Origin of the sequence: Halostagnicola larsenii XH-48 (assembly GCF_000517625.1) — an archaeon.
Taxonomy (GTDB): domain Archaea; phylum Halobacteriota; class Halobacteria; order Halobacteriales; family Natrialbaceae; genus Halostagnicola; species Halostagnicola larsenii.
In genome coordinates, this window is sequence record NZ_CP007059.1 from 20,148 (window position 1) to 42,010 (window position 21,863).

Genomic DNA, 21,863 nt, shown 5'->3' on the forward strand with positions numbered 1-21,863 from the left:
AACGTTGACCGGCGCGGGTCGCGGGCAAACGGGACCCGCAGACGAGAATCGATCGGCTTCATGCGAACGGTTCGATTACCGAAATATCACGCGTTCACGGGGGTTTCTCGGTGCAACCGACACATAACAAAACGGTCGTCTCGATACCACATCCACAGCGGGCGTTAGTGACGCCTCAGTACCAATCATGAGCGGACACACTCCGACATCTCAGCGAGCGTTCGTACTCGGTCTCGACGGCGTTCCGTGGAGACTCATCGAACGATGGACAGACGACGGCGAGTTACCCAACTTCGAGCGGATGCGCACGGAGGGCGCGGCGGGGACCCTCGAGAGCACCCGTCCCCCGACGACGCCGCTCGCATGGCCCTCGATCGCAACCGGCGTCTGGCCCGACAAACACGGCATTTACGGCTTTCAGAACCTCTCGAGTTCGTACTCTCACGAAATGTATACGAGTCGGGACTGCAAACAACCGCCACTCTGGGAGCAACTGTCGCCGGCCCACGTTGGTAACGTTCCGTTGACGTACCCAGCGACCGAAATCGACGGGACGATGGTGACGGGGATGATGACGCCGTCGACCGAGAACGAATTTACGCACCCGCCGGAGTTCGGCGACGAGGTCACGCGCCGCATTCCCGACTACCAAATCAGCCTCAACTATCCGGAGTACGCCGACCGACTCGACGAGTTCGAAATCGCCGTCAACGACATCCTCGAGAAACGGCGTTCTCTCATGCGCCTCCAGATGGAACGCGCCGAGGACTGGCAGCTGTTCTTTTTCGTGTACACGGCACCCGATCGGTTCCAGCACCTCGTCTGGGACATGGACATGCTGCTTGCCCACTACAAGAAACTCGACGACATGCTCGGGGAGGTGATGGACTACACGGACGAACACGACGCTGATCTCTACGTCGTCTCCGATCACGGCTTCGGTCGGATCGACGAACTCGTCTACGTCAACCACATCCTCGAGGAGGCGGGCTATCTCTACAGGAAGGAAGACGAGGGCACTCGAGGCGCGCTCGCGAGTCTGGGTATCTCCCGGAGCAACGTCAGGCAGGTGCTCAATCGGGTCGGTATCTCCGAAGAGATGCTCGTCCAGACGCTCCCGCGGACGCTCGTCGATTCCGTCGCCCAGCAGATCCCGGGCGAACACGCGCTATACGACGTCGACTACGAGCGGACCGTCGCGTTCGTCCACGACGCCGGAAACTGTTACATCAACGATACCGAGCGGTTCGAAAAGGGCATCGTCGAGCCGGCCGACGTCCCCGCGTTGAAAGCGGAATTGATGGACCTCTTCGAATCGGTCACTACCGAGAGCGGTGAACACGTACTCCGCGTCTTCGACGGCGACGATCTGTTCCCCAACGACCCCGAATCGCCGAACTTCATCGTCAACGGAAAAGACGGCTACGAATCGCGAAACTCGATCACCGACGAACCCTTCGGCGACACCGGGGTGACGGCTGCGAGCCACCGAAGTACGGGTATCATGCTCTGTCGCGGGCCGTCGATCGAACCCGGCGGCGAACTCCGGGGCGCGCGCGTCGTCGACGTCGCCCCGACGCTTCTCCACGGAATCGGCGAACCCGTCCCCGCGAACGCGGACGGACGAGTGCTCTTCGATGCGTTCCGCGACGATGCGACGGCATCTCGGACCAAAGTAGAGCGCTCCGACGTGACGCGCTCGACGAACGGCGAGGCGGTCGACGACGACTTTACCGACGTCGAGGACCGTCTCAAGGGCCTGGGATACATGGAGTGAGTTCGCGCTCGAGGCACAAGCGGAGGTACTGATTATGATGGGGACTCGAACTGCAGCGAGATCAATGTAAGATCCACACCAACCGAAGTAAATATCATTAATATGGTTGGGACCGTCCGTTTGAACGGACGCCCGCCACAACCGCCAAAACCACGACAACCACCATGAGCAATCAACGCGATATTCGAGCCGACGGCGGCATCCTCCGGGACGAAGATAGCGGGGGCCACGAGACGGACTCGCCTCTCGGCATCGATCTCCCCGAGGACAGTCTCTTCACCCTCGAGGAGTACCTCGAGATGTACGACGTCGCATCCTCGGAACCGGCGTTTAGTATCCTCTGTGCGTTGAGCGAGGCGGAACGTCTCAGCGCCGGCGAACTCTCCGACGCGCTCGATCGCGACGGCAACGAGCTTCACTACTATCTCCGAAAGCTCAAACGATGCGCGCTCGTTCGAAATCGACGGGACCCGAATACGGGGACCGAAGATCCGTACTCGTACTACGTGCTCACCAATCTCGGCGAAACGATCCTTACCTACGGGATCAAAACCGGAATCGAAAAACTGGTAGAGGAGGAGGCGACGATCACCGACGAGTACGAGAACTAGGCAGTTACTGACCCGTTTTCCTGCCAGCAAGGTAGCAGAGACAGGCGAAACCTACGACGGGCACGCCGAAAAACACTGCAGTACTCACGCGATCCAAGAGGGTTACTGATCCCAATTGTCCGAGCGGTACCGCAAAGAGGAGTCCCCCGACTGGGAGGTATGTACAGACAATAGCAGGAAAGAGACCGCCTGACACTCGCCCGACGACGAACGCCGGAAGGGCAAACAGCAGGAACGAAAGAAGGAAGATGAGTTCGGAGTTGAGAAAGAAGGTACTCAGAAACACGACCGCGGAAATTCCACCAATACCTGCTAGATTCGTCCAGGAAGCGCTCGTCCGCCACACAAGCCAGGCGGACAACCCGACAGGGACGGCGTAGATAAGTACAAAAAGAACCGACTCGAGTAGCGTGTCCACCCTTCCGCTTGGCAAATTCGTTTCGAGAATCATCCACGAAACCGAAAACGTGAGACAACCACTGAGAAGGGCGGCGAAAAAGAGTTCGCTCCCGCGGTAGTGCTCACGTTGAAACGTGTTCATGAGACGAATTGATCGCACACTAACATAAAATTGGACGGTGCTGTTCAGAGACGACTGCAGCGCAGTTCAGGGATTGGCAGAAGCTAACGAGCGCAAAGCGATCTATCCGGCAGCGCCACCTAGCTCACCGCACCCGTCGAGCACCCGCCTTCGCCGCGTTCCAGACGGGATAAACCGTATTGTATACGCCGTTCGGGGCGTTTCGAGCGCCGGCCCGGAGAAGTCGATGGTGAAGCGGCGACCCCGACTCCGCGACCAGCGCGTCGAGGTCGGCATCCGAGAGCCACGCGAAGAAGGCCCGTTCGGCGGGGCTCGAGGGCTCGGTTTCGCGAACCGCGTCCCGAATGTCTTCCCACATGTACCGTTCGTCGAGTCCCAGGATCCAGTCGCCGTTTTCGAACGACGATCGGATGTCGTGGTAGTCCTCGTCCGCGAACGGATACCCGTGGGCGGACGGCTCGAGACCCGCCAGTCGGAGTCCGACGGCGGTGCGATAGCACTTTTCGCATTCCCCGCAGTTTCCGTCCATTCGGGCGTTGCAGGTCTGTAGCTCGAGCCTGGAGGCGTCCGGGTCGGAGCGACGGTCCTCGACGTAGGACGCGATTAGCTCGAGTCGGTCCTGCCGGGTGAGGTCGTAACAGTCGTGGTGACACTGGGTGCCCGTCCAGCGGACGTAGTCGTCGATATCCGGCCGAGAGCCCCACTCGAGGTCGATGCCCTCCCAGTGGGTTGCGGCGACGTACAGATCCTCGATCCCGCGCGCGTAGGCCATGGGGGCACAGAGCCCGAGCAGGCCGAGTCCGTGGCCGACGGAGCTGTACCACGCGCCGTCGACGTGGCGTTTGTAGTGGGCCAGCAACATCGGGTGATCGAGCGCCGAGAGCATGTTCGATTCGACGAAGGCCGTCTCGAGGTCGCGCTCGTCGGCGAAGCCTTCAACGCGCGCGCGAAGATGATTCCAGTCCTCGTCGTCGCGTGCGTCGGGCGTGATCGTCCATCCTCTGATGCTAATCAGTGTGGGTTCGGCCGCTCGGTGGCGGACGTACGAGGCGGTCGAATCGACGCCGCCGGTGAACAAGAGCCCGGACTGGCCGCTCGATGGCGGATCGACGGTCGTCGTGTTTCGCGCGTACAGCGTGCCGCCCTCGAGAAAGTCGTACATCGAAAGCAAGGAGGCTTTGACGTCCTCTACGGCTCGTGCGAACGAGGCGTCGACCTCGTCGACGTACACGTCAGCCCCCTGGGCCCACGCGACGGGACAGACGTGCGCGAGGACTGGGATAGCGAGGACCCCCTCTGGGACGGTTTCGATGGTGCAGTCGTAGCTCGTTCGGAACGGCTCGTCGGTGAAAAACCGCTCGAGGTCACTCGACGGACGAATCGTGGCCTCGAGGGTGTCGTCGGTGACGGTTAGTGAGTCGATTATAATGGTGGACATGTATTGAAGGCGGTGAGGTGAGCGAAAGATTGCGGCTCGATTCGACAGAACGAACCACGAATGGCACCAAAAAGCGTCAGTATTGTTGCACGGTCATCGAATTTGAAGGACGCTCGTAGCATTCGATGGGGCGAGTTACAGTCGCCGCAGTATCGGCATACAATCGACGGCGTAACGAGGGGGAAACTCACGGTAACTGAAACCAAACGGAAACCGAACGGTCAGGGTGAGCGAAATGGATGTCATCGACAGCAGAACCGTCTCGAATCGAACTGATCGGAAAGGGTGATTGGGGGAGAGTACGGCGGGACGACGACGCTGTTTGCGCCGCTTTGGCTCAGCAGCGCGTCGTGAGAAACGGCGAGCGATCCAGTCGATACCAGGGTATCGCATTCGATAGCTATCAGTTTCTGAACTGTACTGTCCCGCCAAATAGTGATCAGAGTTCGAGAGACTGTCCTCGCTCGGACGATCATCGAGTATGATCCCTATAACAAACCAGTCATCTGTGTTCGACTCTCCAACGATGGCTATCCATACGGAAACAAGACGCCGGATTGAAACGGGCGATCGACGATGAAACGGGCCGCACTCGATATCGTCCTCGCGATCGGGTATCTCGCCGTGGCTGGGGCTGTTCTCGTCGCTCGAGCGAATCCCGCATCCGCGTACGAATCGTCCATCTACGCGGCGTCGCCGACGATGACGTGGATCGGACTGGCGATCGGGCTCGCGATCGCGGTCAGTACGACCATCGCGTGTCGCGGTCGGTATCAGGGGATTTCGATCGGGTTAGGTGCGTGTGCCGTCACGACGATCGTAGGCCTTCCGTTCATCAGGAACTATCGATTCGCGGGCGCGGGCGACGCGCTTTCCCACCTCGGATGGACGCGGGACATCGTCAACGGCGCCTTGCTCCCCCACGAACTGTTCTATCCGGGGTTGCACTCGATTGCATCCGCGATCCATTTCGTCGGTGGCGTCTCGCTCGAGCGATCCGTCCTCCTGATGGTTATCGTGTTCTTCGTTCCGTTCCTGATTTTCGTTCCGCTGACGGTTCGTGAACTGTCCGGGAACGCACTCGCCGTCGGCATCGCGGCGATCATCTCGTGGGTGGTCCTGCCGATCAACAACATCGGGACGCACATGGGCGCACACACGAACTCGAACGCGTTGTTCCTCGTACCGGTCGTACTCTTCGCGTTGGTCGCATACATGCGACGGAGGGACGACCTCGAGCGGCTTCCGCTCGGAATCTCTCCGTTTAGCGCGCTGCTCGTACTCACCAGCCTCGCATTGCTGTTCGTCCACCCGCAACAGATGGCGAGTATCGTCGTTCTGGTCGGCTCGATCAGTGTGATCCAGTACCTAGCTCGGTGGCGCTTCGAGGACCATCCGATGGTCGATCACCCAACGACGTACGCGCACACGAGTGTACTCGGATTGCTCGCTGGCGCGTGGGCGCTCAGTAACGAACGGTTCCGCGACGCGATCGGCGGACTCGTCGCCGGGGTGTTCTCCGAAGACATCGGTACCGGTGCGGAGGTAACCCAGCGAGGGGCGTCCCTGACGGAAGTCGGCGGCAGTCTCGCGGAACTGTTCGTCAAACTGTTTCTCGAGGCCGCGATAATCGGCTTGATCGTCGGCGTCTTCCTGCTCGTCGTCTGGCTTGGCTGGACGAAAATCGATCTCGAGACGAAGGCGTTCTGTACGTACTTCGGTCTCGCGTTGATTCCACTCGGTGGCATGTTTCTGGTGTACTTCGTCGGCACGCCGACGATGGCGTTCAGGCAAGTGGGATTCATCTACGTCGTCCTGACGATCCTGGCCGGAATCGCGATCGCACACATGACGATGGGACTCTCGAGGGTCGTCACGACGCCGGGTGCTAACGCACTCGTCGCGACGATGCTCGCGGCGTTTCTGATACTCGGGCTGATGACTATCTACGCCTCGCCGCTTATCTATCAGCCGAACCAGCACGTGACGGACGACGCGATGAACGGCTACGAATCGAGCTACGTCCACGCAGTCGAGGACCGACCCCACGTTGGCTTCGGTGCCGATCCGTTCCGCTTCGATCACGGGATCAACGGAGTCGAGTCGGATAGCGTTTCCACGACGCCCTACGAGAGCGGAGTCGTCAACCAAACCGAGTTCGAAAGCGGAAATTACAGCGGGGCGTACGACGGCCACGACTACTATTTCGTCGTGTCGGAGTACGACACGACGCGGGAACTCGAGGTGTACGACGGACTCGACCACAGCGAGGCGGCACTCGAGGGAGTCGAACGGGAACCGAACGCGAACAAGGTCATCTCCAACGACGAGTTCAGGATGTATGCCATCACTGCAGACGGTGAATAAGACCGTACTGTAGGGCGTCTCACGAAACGCGTGCATAACAAAGCCCGAATCCAGCCTCCACCGTTGATACGACAATGTCTGCTCTTGAGGACGTACGCGTGTTGGATTTGACGAGGGTTCTCGGTGGCCCGTACGGTACAATGTTGCTGGCTGACCTCGGCGCCGATGTCATTAAAATCGAACCGCCCGGTGGCGATTTCGTCAGAGAGACGCCGCCGTTTCACTCCGAGGACGACGAGTTCGGCGGTTACTTCCAAAGTATCAATCGCGGCAAACGCAGCCTCGAGTTGGACTTCACCGAGGAAGATGACAGGGCTGACTTCCGGTCGCTCGTCGAAAAAGCCGACGTCGTCGTCGAAAACTTCCGGGTCGGGACGATGGAAAAGTTCGGGCTCGAGTACGAACGGCTTGCGGAGATCAACCCGCAACTCGTCTACGCGTCGATGCGCGGCTTTGGCGACCCGCGAACCGGCTCGAGCCCGAAACAGGCAGAGCCGGCGTTCGATCTCGTCGCCCAGGCGCTGGGTGGCGTGATGCACCAGACCGGCGACGAAGACGGGCCGCCGACGAAAGTCGGCTTCGGCGTGGGAGACATCTTTACGGGCGTGTTACACACCGTCAACATCCTCGCGGCGCTCCACTACCGGGACCGTACCGGCGTCGGCCAGTTCGTCGATACCGCGATGTACGACGCGATGGTGAGCCTCGCAGAGCGGGCGGTCTATCAGCACTCTTACACCGGTGAGGTGCCAAAACGACGTGGAAACGCCCATCCCACCCTGTTTCCCTACAACGCGTTCGAAGCCGAAGACGGCTACATCGTCATCGCCGCGCTCGGCGACAACCACTGGCGCGGACTCTGCGAGACGATGGGACGACCTGAATGGGTCGTCGATTACCCCCACGCGAACGATCGGTTGGCGAACCGGGATCAGCTCAGAGCAGAGATCGAAGACTGGGTATCGACGCGAACGACGGAGGAAGTCCTCTCCGCGCTCGAGGGGGACGTCCCCTGTGGACCCGTTCAGGATATTAGCGACGTATATGAGTGTGAACACACTCAGCGCAGAGAGATGCTGGTCGAAGCCGAACTTCCCCACACCGATGAAACCGTCACGATCGCCGGAACGCCGATCAAGATGACCAAAACGCCGCCGGAACCGGGTGATCGAGCGCCGTTACTCGACGAACACCGGTCGGAACTGCTCGAGACGGATTCGCTCTCCAAAACGGAACTCGAAGAAATCTATCCCGAACGCGTCGAGGTATCCGACAGTAGCAGTCACGAAAGATAACGTACGAATGGCCTCGAACGATCCCCAGACGGACGAGAAGCACGAGACTGATCGATCCGGAGCCGAGCGATCAGCGGACGAACCGAGCGCACCCAGCGACGAACGAGATGGGACCGGTGAACGACCAAGAGCCGAACAGAGCGAACGGAGTGCCGAGTCTGGAAACAGTGACCGGTCAGCGGGCGAGCAGCGAGAGAGTGACGGGACTGGGCTTGAGCGCTCGAGCGGCGGAGACGAAGACGACCCATACGAAATCCGGCTCTACGAACCCGCAGATAGGGACGGCTTCCTCGAGCTCTACGAGCTCGTCTTCGGCGAGGTCGACGAGGAGTGGTTCCGCTGGAAGTACGAGGACAACCCCTACGTCGATCACGTTCCGATCGTGCTCGCGACCCACGAGGGAGCGATCGTCGGGACCAAACCGAGTTTCGTCCTCGAGTTGCGCGTCGAGGACAGGACGTTTAGGGGGTACCAGCCCGCCGACGTCATGGTCCATCCCGACCACCGTCGACGCGGCCTCTACTCGCGGACGACCGAGCGGATGAAAGAACACTACCGCGACCGCGACCCGGAGTTGTTCTTCAACTTCCCGAATCCGGCGACCCTCTCGGGGAGTCTCAAACACGGGTGGGAGATCGTCGAGAAGGTCCCGACATACTATCGCATCCAACGACCCGAGTCGATGCTCGAGACGGACCACTCGGAGCGTCTGTCGACGCTGACGAGCGCTGCGACGCCGCTCGTACAGAGATATCTTCGCGCACGGGAACCGCGATATCGGGGTGTTCGAGGCGTCTCCGTCGAACGGTTCGACGAAGTTCCGGCAAGTGTCTTCGCCCAGTTGTACCGCGATGGGGTTCCTGGAACGATTCACGCTAACCGGACCGAAACGTTCTACGAGTGGCGATTCGGCAATCCGAACCTGTCCTACGAGGCCTACGTTGCACGACGAAACGGCGTGGCGATAGCAGGGATCGTTACTGGAACGACCAACGAGGACGGCTCGCGGATAACGAACCTCACCGACGTGGTTCCGCTCGCGACGACCCCACACCGTCGGGACGGATTACGGGCACTTCTCTCGAGAATCATCGAGGATCGCCGCGAAGACTCGCTCCTCGCCGTAAGCGGCGACGGAATCCCGGAATCACTGCTGTCCCGGTTTGGGTTCCACTCGGATCTCGCTGTCCCGCTCTCGCACGTCTCGTTGCCGACGACCCAAGTGACGTACCCGATCAGTTCCGATGGCGGTCACGACTGGACAGTTGGCGGCCGCGCGATCGCTGACCCCACCAACTGGACGATCACGTTCGCCGAACAGGATACGCGTTAAGCTGGAGGCACTCGCCGGGCCTGTCGCTCGAGTCGCTGATAACACATCGTTCTGAACAGTCACCATTTATTGCCATTATCTGATGGTATTCACTGAATCGTGTATAATATGCACTGAACAAAAGAATATCTGTAAATTTAATATAGATCTCTAAGGAAAGATTTATGCCTCCAAGGTCGTGTTTCCAAAATGCATGACGCAGAATTCCCGCACTAACGAGACGGCCCCTCCAGTTACAGACGATAATTCGGCATTAACGCGGCGTTCGTACGTTCGATCGATCGCGGCGGTCGCGACGGCAACGGCCTCGATCGGTGTCGTCGGATCGGCAGCGGCCGACGAGGAGTACGAACGGATCGAGGCACAGGGACAGACCATCCAGATCGGCTCCGGTGAAACATGGGAAAACAAGCTCATCGATATGACGACCGGCGGAGACATCATCATCACCGCCGAAGGGTCGAACTGGTCGATACGAAACGTCGGTTTCGAAGGCGAAAACACCTCTGGAGCCGGCTCCGCGACGTTCGGCGTCGCCGATACCGGTGGCGAGACAAGCACCATCGAAAACGTCTATCTCGGCGACGGCTCCGACTCGCGCAACGGCAGTAGTACCGGCCACGGACAGACAGCGTTCTGGGTCAACCCCGAACACTCCGGCCAACTCGAGTTCGAGAACGTCAACATTCAGGGATTCGCCGACAACGCGATCTACGGCTCCGCACCTGGCGGCGCTGGCGGTGGAACGGTTCACATCGACAACTGTTTCGCCGCGAACTGTCGGGTTTCGCACTTCCGAGTTGCGACCGAGGGCAGTTCGATCAGCAACTCCAGCGTCTACGTCGACAGCGAGGGCTTCAGCGGCCGCGGCATCTGGGCGTGGTCGCCGGGAACGATCGAAGTCGACAACTGCCAGCTCGAGATGAACGGCGAAGGCCAATCGATCGTCGCCGGAGCGAACGGTCAGGGAACGAACGTCGTCGTCTCCGATACCGATTACGACACCGGTGTGAACGGTGGAATCAAGGAAGCGGCCGGTTCCACCGTCGAACTTGGAGACAGCGTCGATACCAACCCCGAAGCGGTCATTCCGGACGGGGTCCCGACTTCCCCCGAAGCGGCAGCCAGTGGCGGGAGCGAATAACCGTTTGGCGTCGCCAGAAGGAGTAGCACGCAGTACGTTCTGATCGACCGCGTTTTCGTTTCGATTTCTCGTTCGACCAGTCGTCCCCACGGCGTGAGGGTACGTCGGATACTATTGCCCTTCGAGTCCCATCGCACGTTCTCACCGCTCGAGCACCCTTCCGAACGGACGCCACTCGCCGAGCCGACGAACTGCACAAACAGATGGTGAGGACAGTTTCGGCACGTAATGGCGTATTACGGTTGGTTCATGGGCGTAACTGTTCAGTCGACGAACTCGTTTCGAGAGTAAAACGATATTACCGATTGTTACGCACGGGGCGATAATATTAGAATTCGTGAATAGATATGCTAATTATACTGAACAAGCGTTCCGGTAGTAGTGAGTATAAGTTAATTTTATAAATATTTCGTTGGAAAGCTTTATGCTGGTATGTTTGGATTACCTGAATGCATGGCACGCGAACCTTCGGTGCTGAATACGAACGATTTCGATAGTACAGACGATGATCTCCCCGATAGTGGGAGTAATAGCGGCTTACTCCACAGACGGTCCTACCTCAAACTGGCCGGATCGACGACCGTCGCGGCAGCGTTGGGATCGCAAACGGTCAGCGCGGACGACGAGGAGTACGAGGTAATCGAGGCGAACGGACAGACGATAGATATCGGCGACGGTGAGACCTTCGAAAACAAACTGATCGACGTTTCGAACGGCAACTCGATTACGATCTACCCCTACGGAAGTTCGAACGTCACCATCCGGAACATCGGTATCAAAGGAATCTACCGCGGCGACGGATTCATCATCTCATGTGCCGACCCCGACCCATCCGGAGAAAACCTGATCGAGAACGTTTACATCGGCGACGGAGCGACCAAGGAGGGAGAATCGTTCCAGCACGGCCCGGGGGCCGTCTTCCTTCACAACGATAACGAAGGCCAGTGGACGGTTCGAAACTGCAACGTCCAGGGGTATCCCAACAACGGCTGGTACTTTTCGAACACTGCAAGCGGCGGCAGCGTCCGATTCGAATCCTGTTACGGGAAGAACAACGGCGTTACGACCTACCGCGTCGGCGGTGCCGACGACCAGATCGTCGACTGCGTCGCGTACAACGACAACACCGACTACGGTTCGGGTTACGGCGGCTACTCGGAGACGAACGGTCGTCCCGTCTGGGTATGGGAACCGGGCGGAGCCGAAATCGTCGACAGCCACTTCGCAGCGGGTCCGTACCCCTCCGCACTCGTCGTCGACCGCGGACAGGGAGCGACCATGAGTGGCGGCGCCTATTCCGGCAACGTCCAAGGGAATCTCCAGGAGAACGACGTCGGCTCCGATCCGGTGCTCGAGCCGCCGGAAGGCGTTCCGACGAGCGCAGAACAAGCGGCCGGCGGCGGTGGATCAAGCGCACCCTCAACAAGCGAAGGCGAGCCGGAAGAAGACGACGAAGCGGGCGAGTCCCTCGAGAACCTTCTACTGTTCGACGGGAGCGACGAGGACGTGACCCGGTACGAGTTCGTCGTCGATGGCGAGATCGAAAAAGCGAATTACGACGGTGCGACCATCGACGACGAGGACCCGATCGAGGACGGCATCGCCCACGGCGTCGTCGCCGACTGGAAGGACGCCTTTCGCTTCTCGGGAGAGCTCGAAGATCTCACCGTCGACGGGCCGGCGACGGTCCTCCGTAACGACGAGGAGATCGATCCAGCCGACTTCGGCGACGAGCGTCCGCACACCCTCGAGATCGAGGGTGCCGGTACGCCGACGAGTTTCGAAGTCACCGTCGACGGGACGATCGAACTCGCCGGCGACGCGGATCCGGAAGACGAGGTCACCGCGATTTCCGGCTCGACGGTCCAGAGTTCGGTCACCGACGGCACCCAGACGTTCAATTTCTCCGGGACCCTTACCGACGTGAGTTTCACCGACGGCGAGGCGATGGTTTCGCTCGACGGCGAACAGATCGATATCACGGAGTACGGTGATCAGGAGCTTCTGCCACACGCGCTCGTTATCGACGGCACCGACGCCTCGGGTCCGAGCACCTACTCCTTCGAGGTAGATGGAAACGTCGTCGAATCGAACTACAGGGAGGCAACTATCGACGACGAAGACGTCATCGACGACGGCGCAGTTCGCGGCGCGGTCGCCGGCTGGCTCGACGCCTACTGGTTCGAGGGCGACATCCAGAGCCTGACGGTCATCGGCGACGCGTCAGCGGACATCCAGTACAACGCACGAAACCAGTGACTTCCTCCCCACCCTACTCGCTCACGGCTTGCGCCGCTCGCTCCGTGAGGGTAACGTGAGACCTCCGGTCTCACGGACCATGCGAACGAGCGCTTCGCGCCCGTGAGCAGATGGGGCTTCCTGTTTCCACGACGCGCTTTGCAGGAACCGAATCGGTTCCCGTAGGGAGCGCAGTCTCCGCAGGCGTTGATTCGGGACAGCCCGTCCCTACTTGCTTCAGTCCGCGCATCAAGATGTTGTAGGCCGCGTTCCAGTCCCTGTCGGCGGTGAAGCCACAGGAAGGACACGAGTGTTCGCGGACCCACAACGGCTTGTCTGACTCGGCACCACAGGCCGCGCACTCTTTGGTCGTTCCGGCCGGATCGACGGCCACGAAGTGCGTGCCTTCGCGTTCGCACTTGTACTCGAGCAGTCGAAGAAACGTTCCCCACGCCGCTCCGGCACGGTTGCGGCTGTTCGACGGGAGTTCCATCAGACCCTTCGAATCGAGGTCTTCGACCGCCACAAGGTCGTACTCTCGAGCATAGTGGTTCGAGAGTTTGTGAAGGAAGTCGCGGCGCTTCCGTTGCAGGTCGGCGTGACGTTTGGCGACGACTCGCTGTTGCTTGCGGTAGTTCGCCGATCCGTGTTCTTTCCGCGAGAGTTTGCGTTGCTCGCGTTCCAACTGGTCGCGTTCGTCGGACAAGTCGGGACGTTCAACAGCGGTGCCGTCGGTGTCGTGAGCGTACTTCAAGATGCCCACGTCGATCCCGACACAGTCCTCGAGTTTCTTGGGTTTCTCTGGTGCGTCGTCCTCGGTTTCGATTCCAAGGACGGCGAACCATTTGCCGGTCGGTTCTTGCTTGACGACGACTTCTTTGATCGTGGCGTCGTCGGGAACGTCGCGGTGGTAGACCATCGGAATATCGCCGATTTTGGAAAGAGAAAGCACAGTACGGCCACTCGTGTTGTTGAGTTCGAAGCCGGTTTGACTGTACGTGACCGAGCGGTATTCCTGCGGACCTTTCCACTTGAGTTCGCCGACGTGGTAGCCATTGTCTTTCCGACCCTTCAGTGTTGAGAGGTTGTCGTACAGCCACTGTACGACCTTCTGCAACACCTTCGAATGGACTTGCTTCAACTCGGTCCACTCGCATTTGAGGTCGGGAAGGACCGACTGCTCGGAGTAGGCCGACGTGCCGTCCTCTCGGTTGAGTCGGTGCAGGAAGTGGTTGTAGACCTGTCGGCAGGTATCGACGGTCCACGCTAACCGTTCGTGGAGTTCGTCGGTTGGGTTGAGCCGATACCTGTAGTTGTAGCGCATGGTCTACTCGTCTTCGTCGGTTGGATCGGTGACGCGGACGACTTTGACAGTTGCGCCAGTCCACGCTTTCGGGACGTAGATGTGCGCACCGTTGCCGGTTGGTTTGACTTCGGCTTCAAGGACTTCGTGCCCTTCGACCTCGTACCGATCCATTGAGTGTATCTACCGATAGCGTGGGCCTGCGGGCCTGCTATAGAACAGTTCAAGAAACTCGTGCGGCGCTGTATCCCCTCCCTTCTCGCGCCTTCGGCGCTCACTGAGGATGGGGCATTAGCGCCTCGATCTCGGTAAACAGCCACCACGCCATCATCGTCGCGACCGTCTGCGGCGTTTCGAACCCGTATTTTTCGCCCTAGGTGAGTAGCCCGACCGTTTCGCGAGGATCGAACAACCCGCTGAGCGCGGCGAGCGCCGCCCAGATACCGACGCCGAGCGCGATGACGCCGGCCAGGGTGGGAATAGTCGAAACGTACGGCATGGCCACGAGCACCGTCACCCCCATCGCACCTGAAACGGCCGTCGTGAGCGCCAGCGATCGGACCACTCGCCAGCCGTCGAGCGAGAGTTCGAGATGCATCACGTACACGTTGACCAGCGTGTAGATGCCGAACGTGATCACGGTCGCGTAGGCGGCACCCACGACGCCGTAGATCGGTATCAAGACGATGTTGAGAACGACGTTGCCGACGGACGTGACGAGTTTCGCAACGGCGCGGTCTTTCGCCCGACCCAGATAATCGAGTCCGTTCGTCGTGACGGCGGTGATCGCCTGAAAGACGACGTACACCCCGAACACCTGTAACACGGGTGCAGCGCCGGAATAGGCCGTTCCGAAAACCAGATCGACCGCCGGTCCGGCGACGAGAACGATCCCGACCGCGGCCGGGACGTAAAGAATCAAAACCGAGCGCAACGTGGCTTCGTACATCCGCGCGGCCTCCTCGAGCGAGTCGTTGGCCTTCTGCTCGCCGTAGGTCGGTGAAATGGAAAAACCCAGCGAGCCGGCGGGGACGAGAACGAACTCCGAGATCTGTTTCGCCAGCACGTAGTAGCTCACCGCGACGGGCGTCAGGAAGTACCCCACCAGAACGGTGTCGATGCGACGGTCGAGGACGTTCGCGCTGTGGGAGGCCGTCAGCGGGACGCTGTATCTAAGCAACCGATTTCGCAACTCTCGACTCCCGCCGGTGTCCTCGTAGGTCCTGTAGAAGCGCCGATAGAGCAGCGCCGCGCCGACGACCGTCGCGATCACTGCCCCCATCGCATAGCCGACCAGCGCGCCCGCCACGCCGAATCCGAGCGCCGTCAGCGCGACGACTGCGACGACCCGAAGGACGATATTCACCGACTCGACGACCGCGCTCAACTCCACCCGATTGAATCCCTGGAAGATGATGTTGTGGTAGGAGTAAAGCGACTGGCAGACGAGGTAGCCGGCTCCGAACACGAGCAGCGTCGAGAGTTCCGGCGTATCCAACAGCACTGCGACAACGTCGCGTCCGAGAATGAGTGCGCCGGCGACGGCTGCGAGCATGAGAAAGCGATAGCGCAACGAGGTCCGGATGAGAAACGGGATCGACCCCGGATCGGTCTCTTTCCTGTCCGAGACGTACCTCGCGACCGATCTCGAGAGCCCCAGATCCGCGACCAACTGGAGCACCGCGACGATCGCGATAACGAGAAAGAGGAGGCCGTACTCGCCGGGCGTGAGCAACACGCGCGCCATCAGGAGCATCAACACGCCGTTTGCGACGTTGTTGAGGACGCGTGCGCCGAGCGTTGCTTTGAACCCGTCGAATACCTTCTCCCTTACAGACATTTCCGAATGTTCCCCCGTTGCAGACCCGAACGACGATGAAAACGGGCGAATCGGTTCGGGCGGTCAGTCAACAACTTCGCTCCCGCAAAACCGAATGCGTATCGACTGCCCGCTCGCACCCATCGACTGGCCCACGAGCGGCCGTGTGTATCGCGTTCAATCACTGCGACGAGACTGTACGAAAGAAGGTATTGTTATCTCGTCCGTACCGTTCGGATCGCGCGTCGATACTCGAATGAACCGCCAAATACCGATGAAAAACTGGTGTAGGCCACGACGGCGGCGCTCGAAAAACGGCGGTCGTACGCGTTCCCTGACGATCGGTTGCGACAATGGATCGTTCGGAGCCGACAGGTATGACGAGTATAACAATTCGATTATCGGACTCTACTCGACGTATGAATATCGGTTTCTATCACGACGCCGCGGGAACGCGCGAATCGGGCGGAATTGCGGTCTACACCCAACGAATGGCGGCCGAACTATCCCGGAACCACGACGTCTATCTCTACACTCGAGCGGGCGACGTCGCGGCCGTCCTCGAGGGCTCGGACGTGACGGTCGTCGAAACGCCGCCGATCGACAGCACCGCCGCATCGGTGCTCGAGCGGGTCGCTCCGCTGACATCCCAGGACGTCAAGAAACTCGAGATGACCGGATGGGGAGTTCGAAACGGCGTCTTCGAACATATCGAGACGACCCTCGACGTACTGTTTACGTTCCAGTTTCTCGACGACCTCCTCGTCTCGAACCTCGTCGACGTGCCGACGGTCTACGCGTTTCACAGCCTGTCGACGGTCGGACTCGGTTCGAAGCTTCGCGACGCGCTGTCACAGACCGAGCGGGTGCTGGCGAACTCCGAACCGACCGCACGCCGGATCAGCGAGACGTTCGGCTACGACGTCGACGAGATCGTCTACCCCGGCGTCGACCACGAACAGTTCAACCCGAGCGCGACGCCGGCAATCGAAAGCGAGGACCCGATCGTGCTCTTCGTCGGTCGACTCGTCGCCGAAAAAGGGATATTCGACCTGCTCGAGGCCGTCTCGAGGGTCGAGGAGCCTGTCGAACTCCGGGTGGTCGGTCATGGGGATGCAGACGCCGTCCGCGCTCGCTGTCGGGAGCTCGACATCGAAGACTCGGTGATCCTCGAGGGCGTCGTCGCCCACACCGACCTCCCCGGATACTACGCCGGGGCGGACGTGTTCTGTCTCCCGACCTACGACGAGAGTTTCGGGATGGCAAACGTCGAGGCGATGGCCTGTGGGACCGTCCCCGTGACGACGACCCTGGCCGGCATCCAAACGTACGCGACCCACGAGGAAAATTCGCTTCTCGTCGAACCTGGCAGTCCGAGTGATCTCGCAGATGCGCTCGAAACGCTACTCGTCGATCCCGCCACCCGCCGAACGCTCGGCCAGCAGGCCAGAGCCGACGCGCGCCAGTTCAGTTGGCGCGAACAGGCTCGCACCCTCGAACGTTTTTGCGCTGAAATGCTCGGTGTGCCAGTCTCGAGTGACGCCGTCTCGAAGCGCCCGATCGAACTGCAGACGCCCTAGCGGTTCGGGGCCGTATCGTCGCTGGCCGATCGCACCGCGCTCAGTGACCGGTCGCCGATTTCGGTTCGGAGAACCCGAACGCGTCGGAACCGACCGAGGAGGGCGACGAGTCCGACGACCGCGAACGAACCGAGCAAGAACGCCACAGTGGCCCCGTAGCGCTGGTCGAGGGACCCCGCCGTAATCGGTGCGACCGCGAGGCGGAATGTAGCAGCCGAACCACTTCAAATTTTACAGTGTTCGACGCTCAGTATCCGGAAAGAAGTGGCCCCCGCCCCAGAACAGATGCTGGCACGCGAACTGTTCAGGTACTGAATATGATCGCCGGGAGCCACCGTGTAGTACGAGACCACCCCCTAAAAGTCCTTCTCGAATGTCACTCGAGACGGACGAAGGGACCTACTCGGTCCGCTCGAGCGGTCAGCTGAGTCGTCCAACTGGCCTCGCGAGAGACCGGTAGCGACGTGGCCGTGCGATTCGCGTGGGACAGTCGTCCTTGAAGAGAACGGGGGATTTACCCATACGGCTGGTTGAAGGATAGTGGACGCGTCCACCGATCGAAAACAAAAGCGGAGTCGAGCGATGGGTGGAGAGCCAGGAATTGGGACGACACAAAATTGAAAACTCGGACGAGAGTCGGATGTACGTCGTCCTTACTCGATGCGTGAAAGCTTGCCGTCGACAGTCTGTTGCTCCCGTCGGTTCACGACCACGTGAACGACCGAGAGAACGCAGAAGGCGAAGACGATCGCTCCGGCGAGAGCCATCGTCGGAACGGCAGTCAGCGGGGGAACCTCGAGAACGGCAGCGGAGAGAACAGCGACGCCGACGACGCTCAGTACCGCGTAGAACCGGTCCCAGCGGTCCTGTTTATGGGTGTCAGTATCGAGATACATCATCAGCAGATCAGCGTTGTCCGAGAGATCGATCAGGCCTCGATCCTGATCGTATTCGACGATGCCGGCGTCGTCCATCTTCGGCAGATGCGTCTGATACAACGCGACGTAGACCCGCTTGCGTTGGTCTGAACTCAACGCGTTGATGTCCGTGTCGTTTTCCCAAGCCGCGATCTGTTCGGCGAGTTCACCGAGCGTGACCGTTCCCTCAGTCTCGAGCAAGTAAGAGAGGACTTCTCGGCGACGACGGTTCTTCAAGAGCTCGAAAATGACGTCCTTCGACAGACGAGCGTTCTGCTCCGAGTCGGTTACTGCGGTGATTTCTTCGGGTAATGACGTATCTACTGACGACATTACCATCTGCCTCCACGATTGGCTCGAGTAGGGTTGAATTTGCTCGTCCAGTGCTGGAAAGATCCACGAGACGATCCCATCGTCATCACCCACTGTACCGATGTACGGCAAGTCGCAGTCACGATTAACACACCAATTTGTAGGCCAACGGTGATACTCTTAAACACGGCCACGTTTCGCATCCATTGCAAAGGATGTACGGGCTGACTTCTTCGGACGCTATCACAATCGTTCGTCCCCGGATCGCTGCGGGCTACGCCGATCGAATCCGCCCGGACACGACAGATCCAGAGCCACTGGTTGGGACAGCGTATCCACACCGTAGGTGCGGGATTCGAAATCCTGCTCGCGTTTGGGGAAAGAGATCGACGATGAAGGGGACAGCATACTGGAGTCACTGGAACGGAATGTTCGATGGCGTCAACATAAACTAACACGACAGTTCGGTGGTGAAAGCTCCCTTTACGAGGGGATTGTACGATCGACAGTCAGCCGTCGGAGTCCTCCCGGAAACAGTCCTGCCCGCTACCGGCCAATCAACACGATGCTACCCCCGACGAACGCGCGGACCGGCGGACGACCTCGAGAAACGTTCACCTCCACAGAGCGTTCGAATCGGGCGATACTCGTGCGAACATAACCGGACGGGCTGAGAGAGCGTACGGTCGGTACGGAGCCGGTCGCGGCTGGCAGTAAGTCGGTATTTCCGTCGAAACCATGTGAGCCCCTTACAGTCTTGCCATCGATTTTCAACTACTGATGAGCCGGTCTACCATCCATCGCGTCAAAGACGAGACACAGGAGCGAGAAACGGAACTGTGTCCCGACTGCGAGACCGCTACGATCGTCCAGGATCCGGATCGGGGCGAGCGAGTCTGTCGAGACTGTGGTCTCGTGTTGAGTGAGGACCCGATCGATTACGGCCCGGAATGGCGAGCGTTCAACGCGCAGGAGCACGACCAACTCTCGCGCGTTGGAGCCCCGCTCACGCAGTCGATGCACGACCGGGGCCTGACCACGACCATCGACTGGCGAAATCGTGACGCAAAGGGCCGGTCGATGTCAGCGGACAAGCACGGTCAGATCCACCGACTCCGCGTCTGGCAAGAGCGAATCAGAACCAAGAACGCGGGCGAACGAAACCTCAAGTACGCCCTCTCGGAAATCGATCGCATGGCAAGCGCGCTCGGCGTCCCAAAGCCTGTCAAAGAAACGGCCTCTGTCATCTACAGACAGGCCCTCGAACGGGACCTCATCCGCGGACGATCGATCGAAGGCGTCGCGACGAGCGCACTCTATACGGCCTGTCGAAAAGAAGACATCCCGCGAAGTCTCGAGGAGGTTACTGCCGTCGCACGCGTCGATCAACGCGAAATCGGGCGCACCTATCGCTACATCGCCGCCGAGCTCGATATCAACCTCGAGCCGACTAACCCGAGACAGTTCGTCCCGCGGTTTTGCTCCGAACTCGACGTCGGAACGGATGTCGAGTCGAAAGCGATCGAAATTATCGAGGAAACGACCGCACAGGGACTTCATTCCGGTAAATCGCCGACCGGATTCGCAGCGGCGGCCATCTACGCCGCTGGCTTACTCTGTGACGAGACGATTCCGCAACGAGCGGTCGCTGAGACCGCTCAGACGACCGTCGTCACCGTCCGAAATCGATACCGCGAGCAACTCGAGGCGATCGACGAACAACCGAAAGCGGCTACATGATCGAACGCTCGTCCTCGCCGTAGACGTCCTCGTTGATCAGCGCGTGCAAGGTGGTGTACGGAACGAACGCGATGAATTCGTCGTCCTCGTCGTACAACTCGAGTCCCTTCTCGGCCTCGTCGTAGCGCTCACAGAGGATCTGGCCTTCCGGTAAAATTGCACGGAACATATCTCTGTGTAGGACTTCCACAGAGAAATACTGTGTGGAAAAGGTCATATTTTTGGTATTTTAGAGACGATAACGGTCGACGCGCTACGCCCGTAGATCCGTCGTCGGTGGCGGAACCGTCCGGGCGAAAACTCGAGCGAGACGAGATTTCGAACCGGTGGTCGCGCAGTCTCGAAAAGGGAACGGCAATCGCCATCCCGGACCGAGATCCGATTGGGACTGTGTCGCCGCGCGAGTCAGCCACCCTTCCAGATGATTCCCGCAACCGTTGCTTCTAGCACGGCCTCATCAGCCGGGTTCTCGCAAACGACGGTCGACGTGAATTCGTAGCGGTCGTCTCGCTCGACGACCGTGTCGTACGTCGAGGTACAGGTGATCGACTCGCCGGTGTAGACGGGCTTGAGAAATTCGAACTCCATCTTGTGGGCGAGTACTTCGTCGTCACTCCCCATCTTCGTGGGCATCGTCGCGGTCAGTAACCCCTGAACCATTACCCGACCATCTGCATCCGGTTCGGTATGTCGTGGCTGGGTATCGCCTGAAAGTTCCGCGAATTGCCGAACGTCCTCGAGCGTAAACGTTCGCTCGAACGTCTGCGTCTCGCCCGCAACTGGTGGATTCATGTGTTTCGACTACCCTACCGAGAACTCCGTAACCGAAAAATTTTGGGATGGATCGAACGATTCGAACGTTACTCGAGCGAGCGAATCGGGCGGCGTGAGTCGTCGAGCGACTGAAGGGATACACCCGCTCGTGCGCAGGTCGTTCCTTTCCGACATCTTCCGTCGATGGCGATGCTCACGCTCGCGAGTCACGGAGTCTAGAGCGCAACCCACCGACGCAGCGGACGACGAGTGCGGTAGTTAGCTGTCGCCTTCCGGTGGAGAAACGCCGTAATCGATGTGGACGTGCGGTGTATGCGGCGATTCAGGCGCGGGAACTCCATTCCAATCGACGAGACGGACGTTCGCCATCTGGCCGGAGAACCGAAAGCGTCGCACGCCGGTCTCGATTGCACCCTCTGCGGTCTGTGAAGAGACGACGGTCGCTTCACAGAGCGGATCCCCACCGACCATTTCGATGGAGCCATCGACGCTGATTTCGTAGTTTGCTGGGACGCCTCGGCCAACGATCGTCACGAGATTCGGTCGACTGTGTTTAGTCGGCATATTGTGATGACCTTATTCGGCCAGTATAAGCCTTCTTATTGCCGAAATAGTAGGAATACGTGAGGGTTTCGCCACCCCGATCGTTCGGCTCCAGGCGCACTGGTCTGTGC

Annotated in this window: 18 protein-coding genes; 9 read left to right on the forward strand and 9 right to left on the reverse strand. The window is 59.7% G+C overall.

Annotation, left to right across the window (positions count from 1 at the left end; genetic code table 11):
* The first annotated feature begins 187 nt into the window (after positions 1-187).
* Positions 188-1,777: an alkaline phosphatase family protein gene (locus tag HALLA_RS19285; RefSeq protein ID WP_049955137.1), complete on the forward strand. Its 1,590-nt coding sequence runs from the start codon at positions 188-190 to the stop codon at positions 1,775-1,777.
* A gap of 164 nt (positions 1,778-1,941) precedes the next feature.
* Positions 1,942-2,388, forward strand: a complete 447-nt coding sequence (locus HALLA_RS19290; RefSeq protein ID WP_049955138.1) for a helix-turn-helix domain-containing protein — start codon at positions 1,942-1,944, stop codon at positions 2,386-2,388.
* Between the two features lie 4 nt (positions 2,389-2,392).
* Here HALLA_RS19290 and HALLA_RS19295 read toward each other — a convergent pair whose 3' ends face one another.
* Complete coding sequence (locus tag HALLA_RS19295) at positions 2,393-2,929, reverse strand: hypothetical protein (RefSeq protein ID WP_049955139.1); 537 nt, start codon at positions 2,927-2,929, stop codon at positions 2,393-2,395.
* Positions 2,930-3,053: 124 nt separating this feature from the next.
* Positions 3,054-4,367 carry a hypothetical protein gene (locus tag HALLA_RS19300; protein ID WP_049955140.1) on the reverse strand — a complete coding sequence of 438 codons (1,314 nt, stop codon included), beginning with the start codon at positions 4,365-4,367 and terminating at the stop codon, positions 3,054-3,056.
* 576 nt (positions 4,368-4,943) lie between these two features.
* Between HALLA_RS19300 and HALLA_RS19305 the strand changes: the two genes are divergently transcribed.
* The 5 genes from HALLA_RS19305 to HALLA_RS19325 all read left to right on the forward strand — a co-directional run bounded on the left by HALLA_RS19305 (position 4,944) and on the right by HALLA_RS19325 (position 12,765).
* A complete protein-coding gene (locus HALLA_RS19305; RefSeq protein WP_049955141.1) occupies positions 4,944-6,734 on the forward strand; it encodes a hypothetical protein in 1,791 nt (596 codons plus the stop codon).
* Between the two features lie 74 nt (positions 6,735-6,808).
* Positions 6,809-8,029: a succinyl-CoA:mesaconate CoA-transferase gene (gene mct, locus HALLA_RS19310; protein ID WP_049955142.1), complete on the forward strand. Its 1,221-nt coding sequence runs from the start codon at positions 6,809-6,811 to the stop codon at positions 8,027-8,029.
* A gap of 7 nt (positions 8,030-8,036) precedes the next feature.
* Positions 8,037-9,362 carry a GNAT family N-acetyltransferase gene (locus HALLA_RS19315; protein WP_049955143.1) on the forward strand — a complete coding sequence of 442 codons (1,326 nt, stop codon included), beginning with the start codon at positions 8,037-8,039 and terminating at the stop codon, positions 9,360-9,362.
* 193 nt (positions 9,363-9,555) lie between these two features.
* Positions 9,556-10,506 carry a hypothetical protein gene (locus HALLA_RS19320; RefSeq protein WP_049955144.1) on the forward strand — a complete coding sequence of 317 codons (951 nt, stop codon included), beginning with the start codon at positions 9,556-9,558 and terminating at the stop codon, positions 10,504-10,506.
* Positions 10,507-10,959: 453 nt separating this feature from the next.
* Entirely contained in the window at positions 10,960-12,765 is a 1,806-nt protein-coding gene (locus tag HALLA_RS19325; protein ID WP_049955145.1) for a hypothetical protein, read from the forward strand.
* Between the two features lie 70 nt (positions 12,766-12,835).
* On the opposite strand, the gene HALLA_RS19330 is transcribed toward HALLA_RS19325, so the two are convergent.
* The 3 genes from HALLA_RS19330 to HALLA_RS19335 form a co-directional block, all read right to left on the reverse strand.
* A complete protein-coding gene (locus HALLA_RS19330) occupies positions 12,836-14,068 on the reverse strand; it encodes an RNA-guided endonuclease InsQ/TnpB family protein (protein WP_049955146.1) in 1,233 nt (410 codons plus the stop codon).
* A gap of 3 nt (positions 14,069-14,071) precedes the next feature.
* Positions 14,072-14,221 (reverse strand): DUF2080 family transposase-associated protein, encoded by a 150-nt coding sequence (locus HALLA_RS20830; RefSeq protein WP_157231454.1) that lies wholly within the window; start codon positions 14,219-14,221, stop codon positions 14,072-14,074.
* Positions 14,222-14,420: 199 nt separating this feature from the next.
* Positions 14,421-15,887, reverse strand: a complete 1,467-nt coding sequence (locus tag HALLA_RS19335; RefSeq protein ID WP_049955147.1) for a flippase — start codon at positions 15,885-15,887, stop codon at positions 14,421-14,423.
* A gap of 398 nt (positions 15,888-16,285) precedes the next feature.
* Here HALLA_RS19335 and HALLA_RS19340 point away from each other — a divergent pair, with 398 nt between their 5' ends.
* A complete protein-coding gene (locus tag HALLA_RS19340; RefSeq protein WP_049955148.1) occupies positions 16,286-17,446 on the forward strand; it encodes a glycosyltransferase family 4 protein in 1,161 nt (386 codons plus the stop codon).
* A gap of 653 nt (positions 17,447-18,099) precedes the next feature.
* Here HALLA_RS19340 and HALLA_RS19345 read toward each other — a convergent pair.
* Positions 18,100-18,696: a DUF7344 domain-containing protein gene (locus HALLA_RS19345; protein WP_049955149.1), complete on the reverse strand. Its 597-nt coding sequence runs from the start codon at positions 18,694-18,696 to the stop codon at positions 18,100-18,102.
* 759 nt (positions 18,697-19,455) lie between these two features.
* Here HALLA_RS19345 and HALLA_RS19350 point away from each other — a divergent pair.
* Positions 19,456-20,415, forward strand: coding sequence for a transcription initiation factor IIB (locus tag HALLA_RS19350; RefSeq protein WP_049955150.1), 960 nt, complete (start codon positions 19,456-19,458; stop codon positions 20,413-20,415).
* Here HALLA_RS19350 and HALLA_RS21210 read toward each other — a convergent pair.
* The 3 genes from HALLA_RS21210 to HALLA_RS19365 all read right to left on the reverse strand — a co-directional run bounded on the left by HALLA_RS21210 (position 20,408) and on the right by HALLA_RS19365 (position 21,753).
* Positions 20,408-20,584 (reverse strand): hypothetical protein, encoded by a 177-nt coding sequence (locus tag HALLA_RS21210; protein WP_169732168.1) that lies wholly within the window; start codon positions 20,582-20,584, stop codon positions 20,408-20,410. The two genes, HALLA_RS19350 and HALLA_RS21210, sit on opposite strands and share 8 nt — an antisense overlap.
* Positions 20,585-20,820: 236 nt before the next feature.
* Positions 20,821-21,207, reverse strand: a complete 387-nt coding sequence (locus HALLA_RS19360; RefSeq protein WP_049955152.1) for a MaoC/PaaZ C-terminal domain-containing protein — start codon at positions 21,205-21,207, stop codon at positions 20,821-20,823.
* Positions 21,208-21,447: 240 nt separating this feature from the next.
* Positions 21,448-21,753 (reverse strand): hypothetical protein, encoded by a 306-nt coding sequence (locus tag HALLA_RS19365; protein WP_049955153.1) that lies wholly within the window; start codon positions 21,751-21,753, stop codon positions 21,448-21,450.
* Positions 21,754-21,863: the final 110 nt, after the last annotated feature.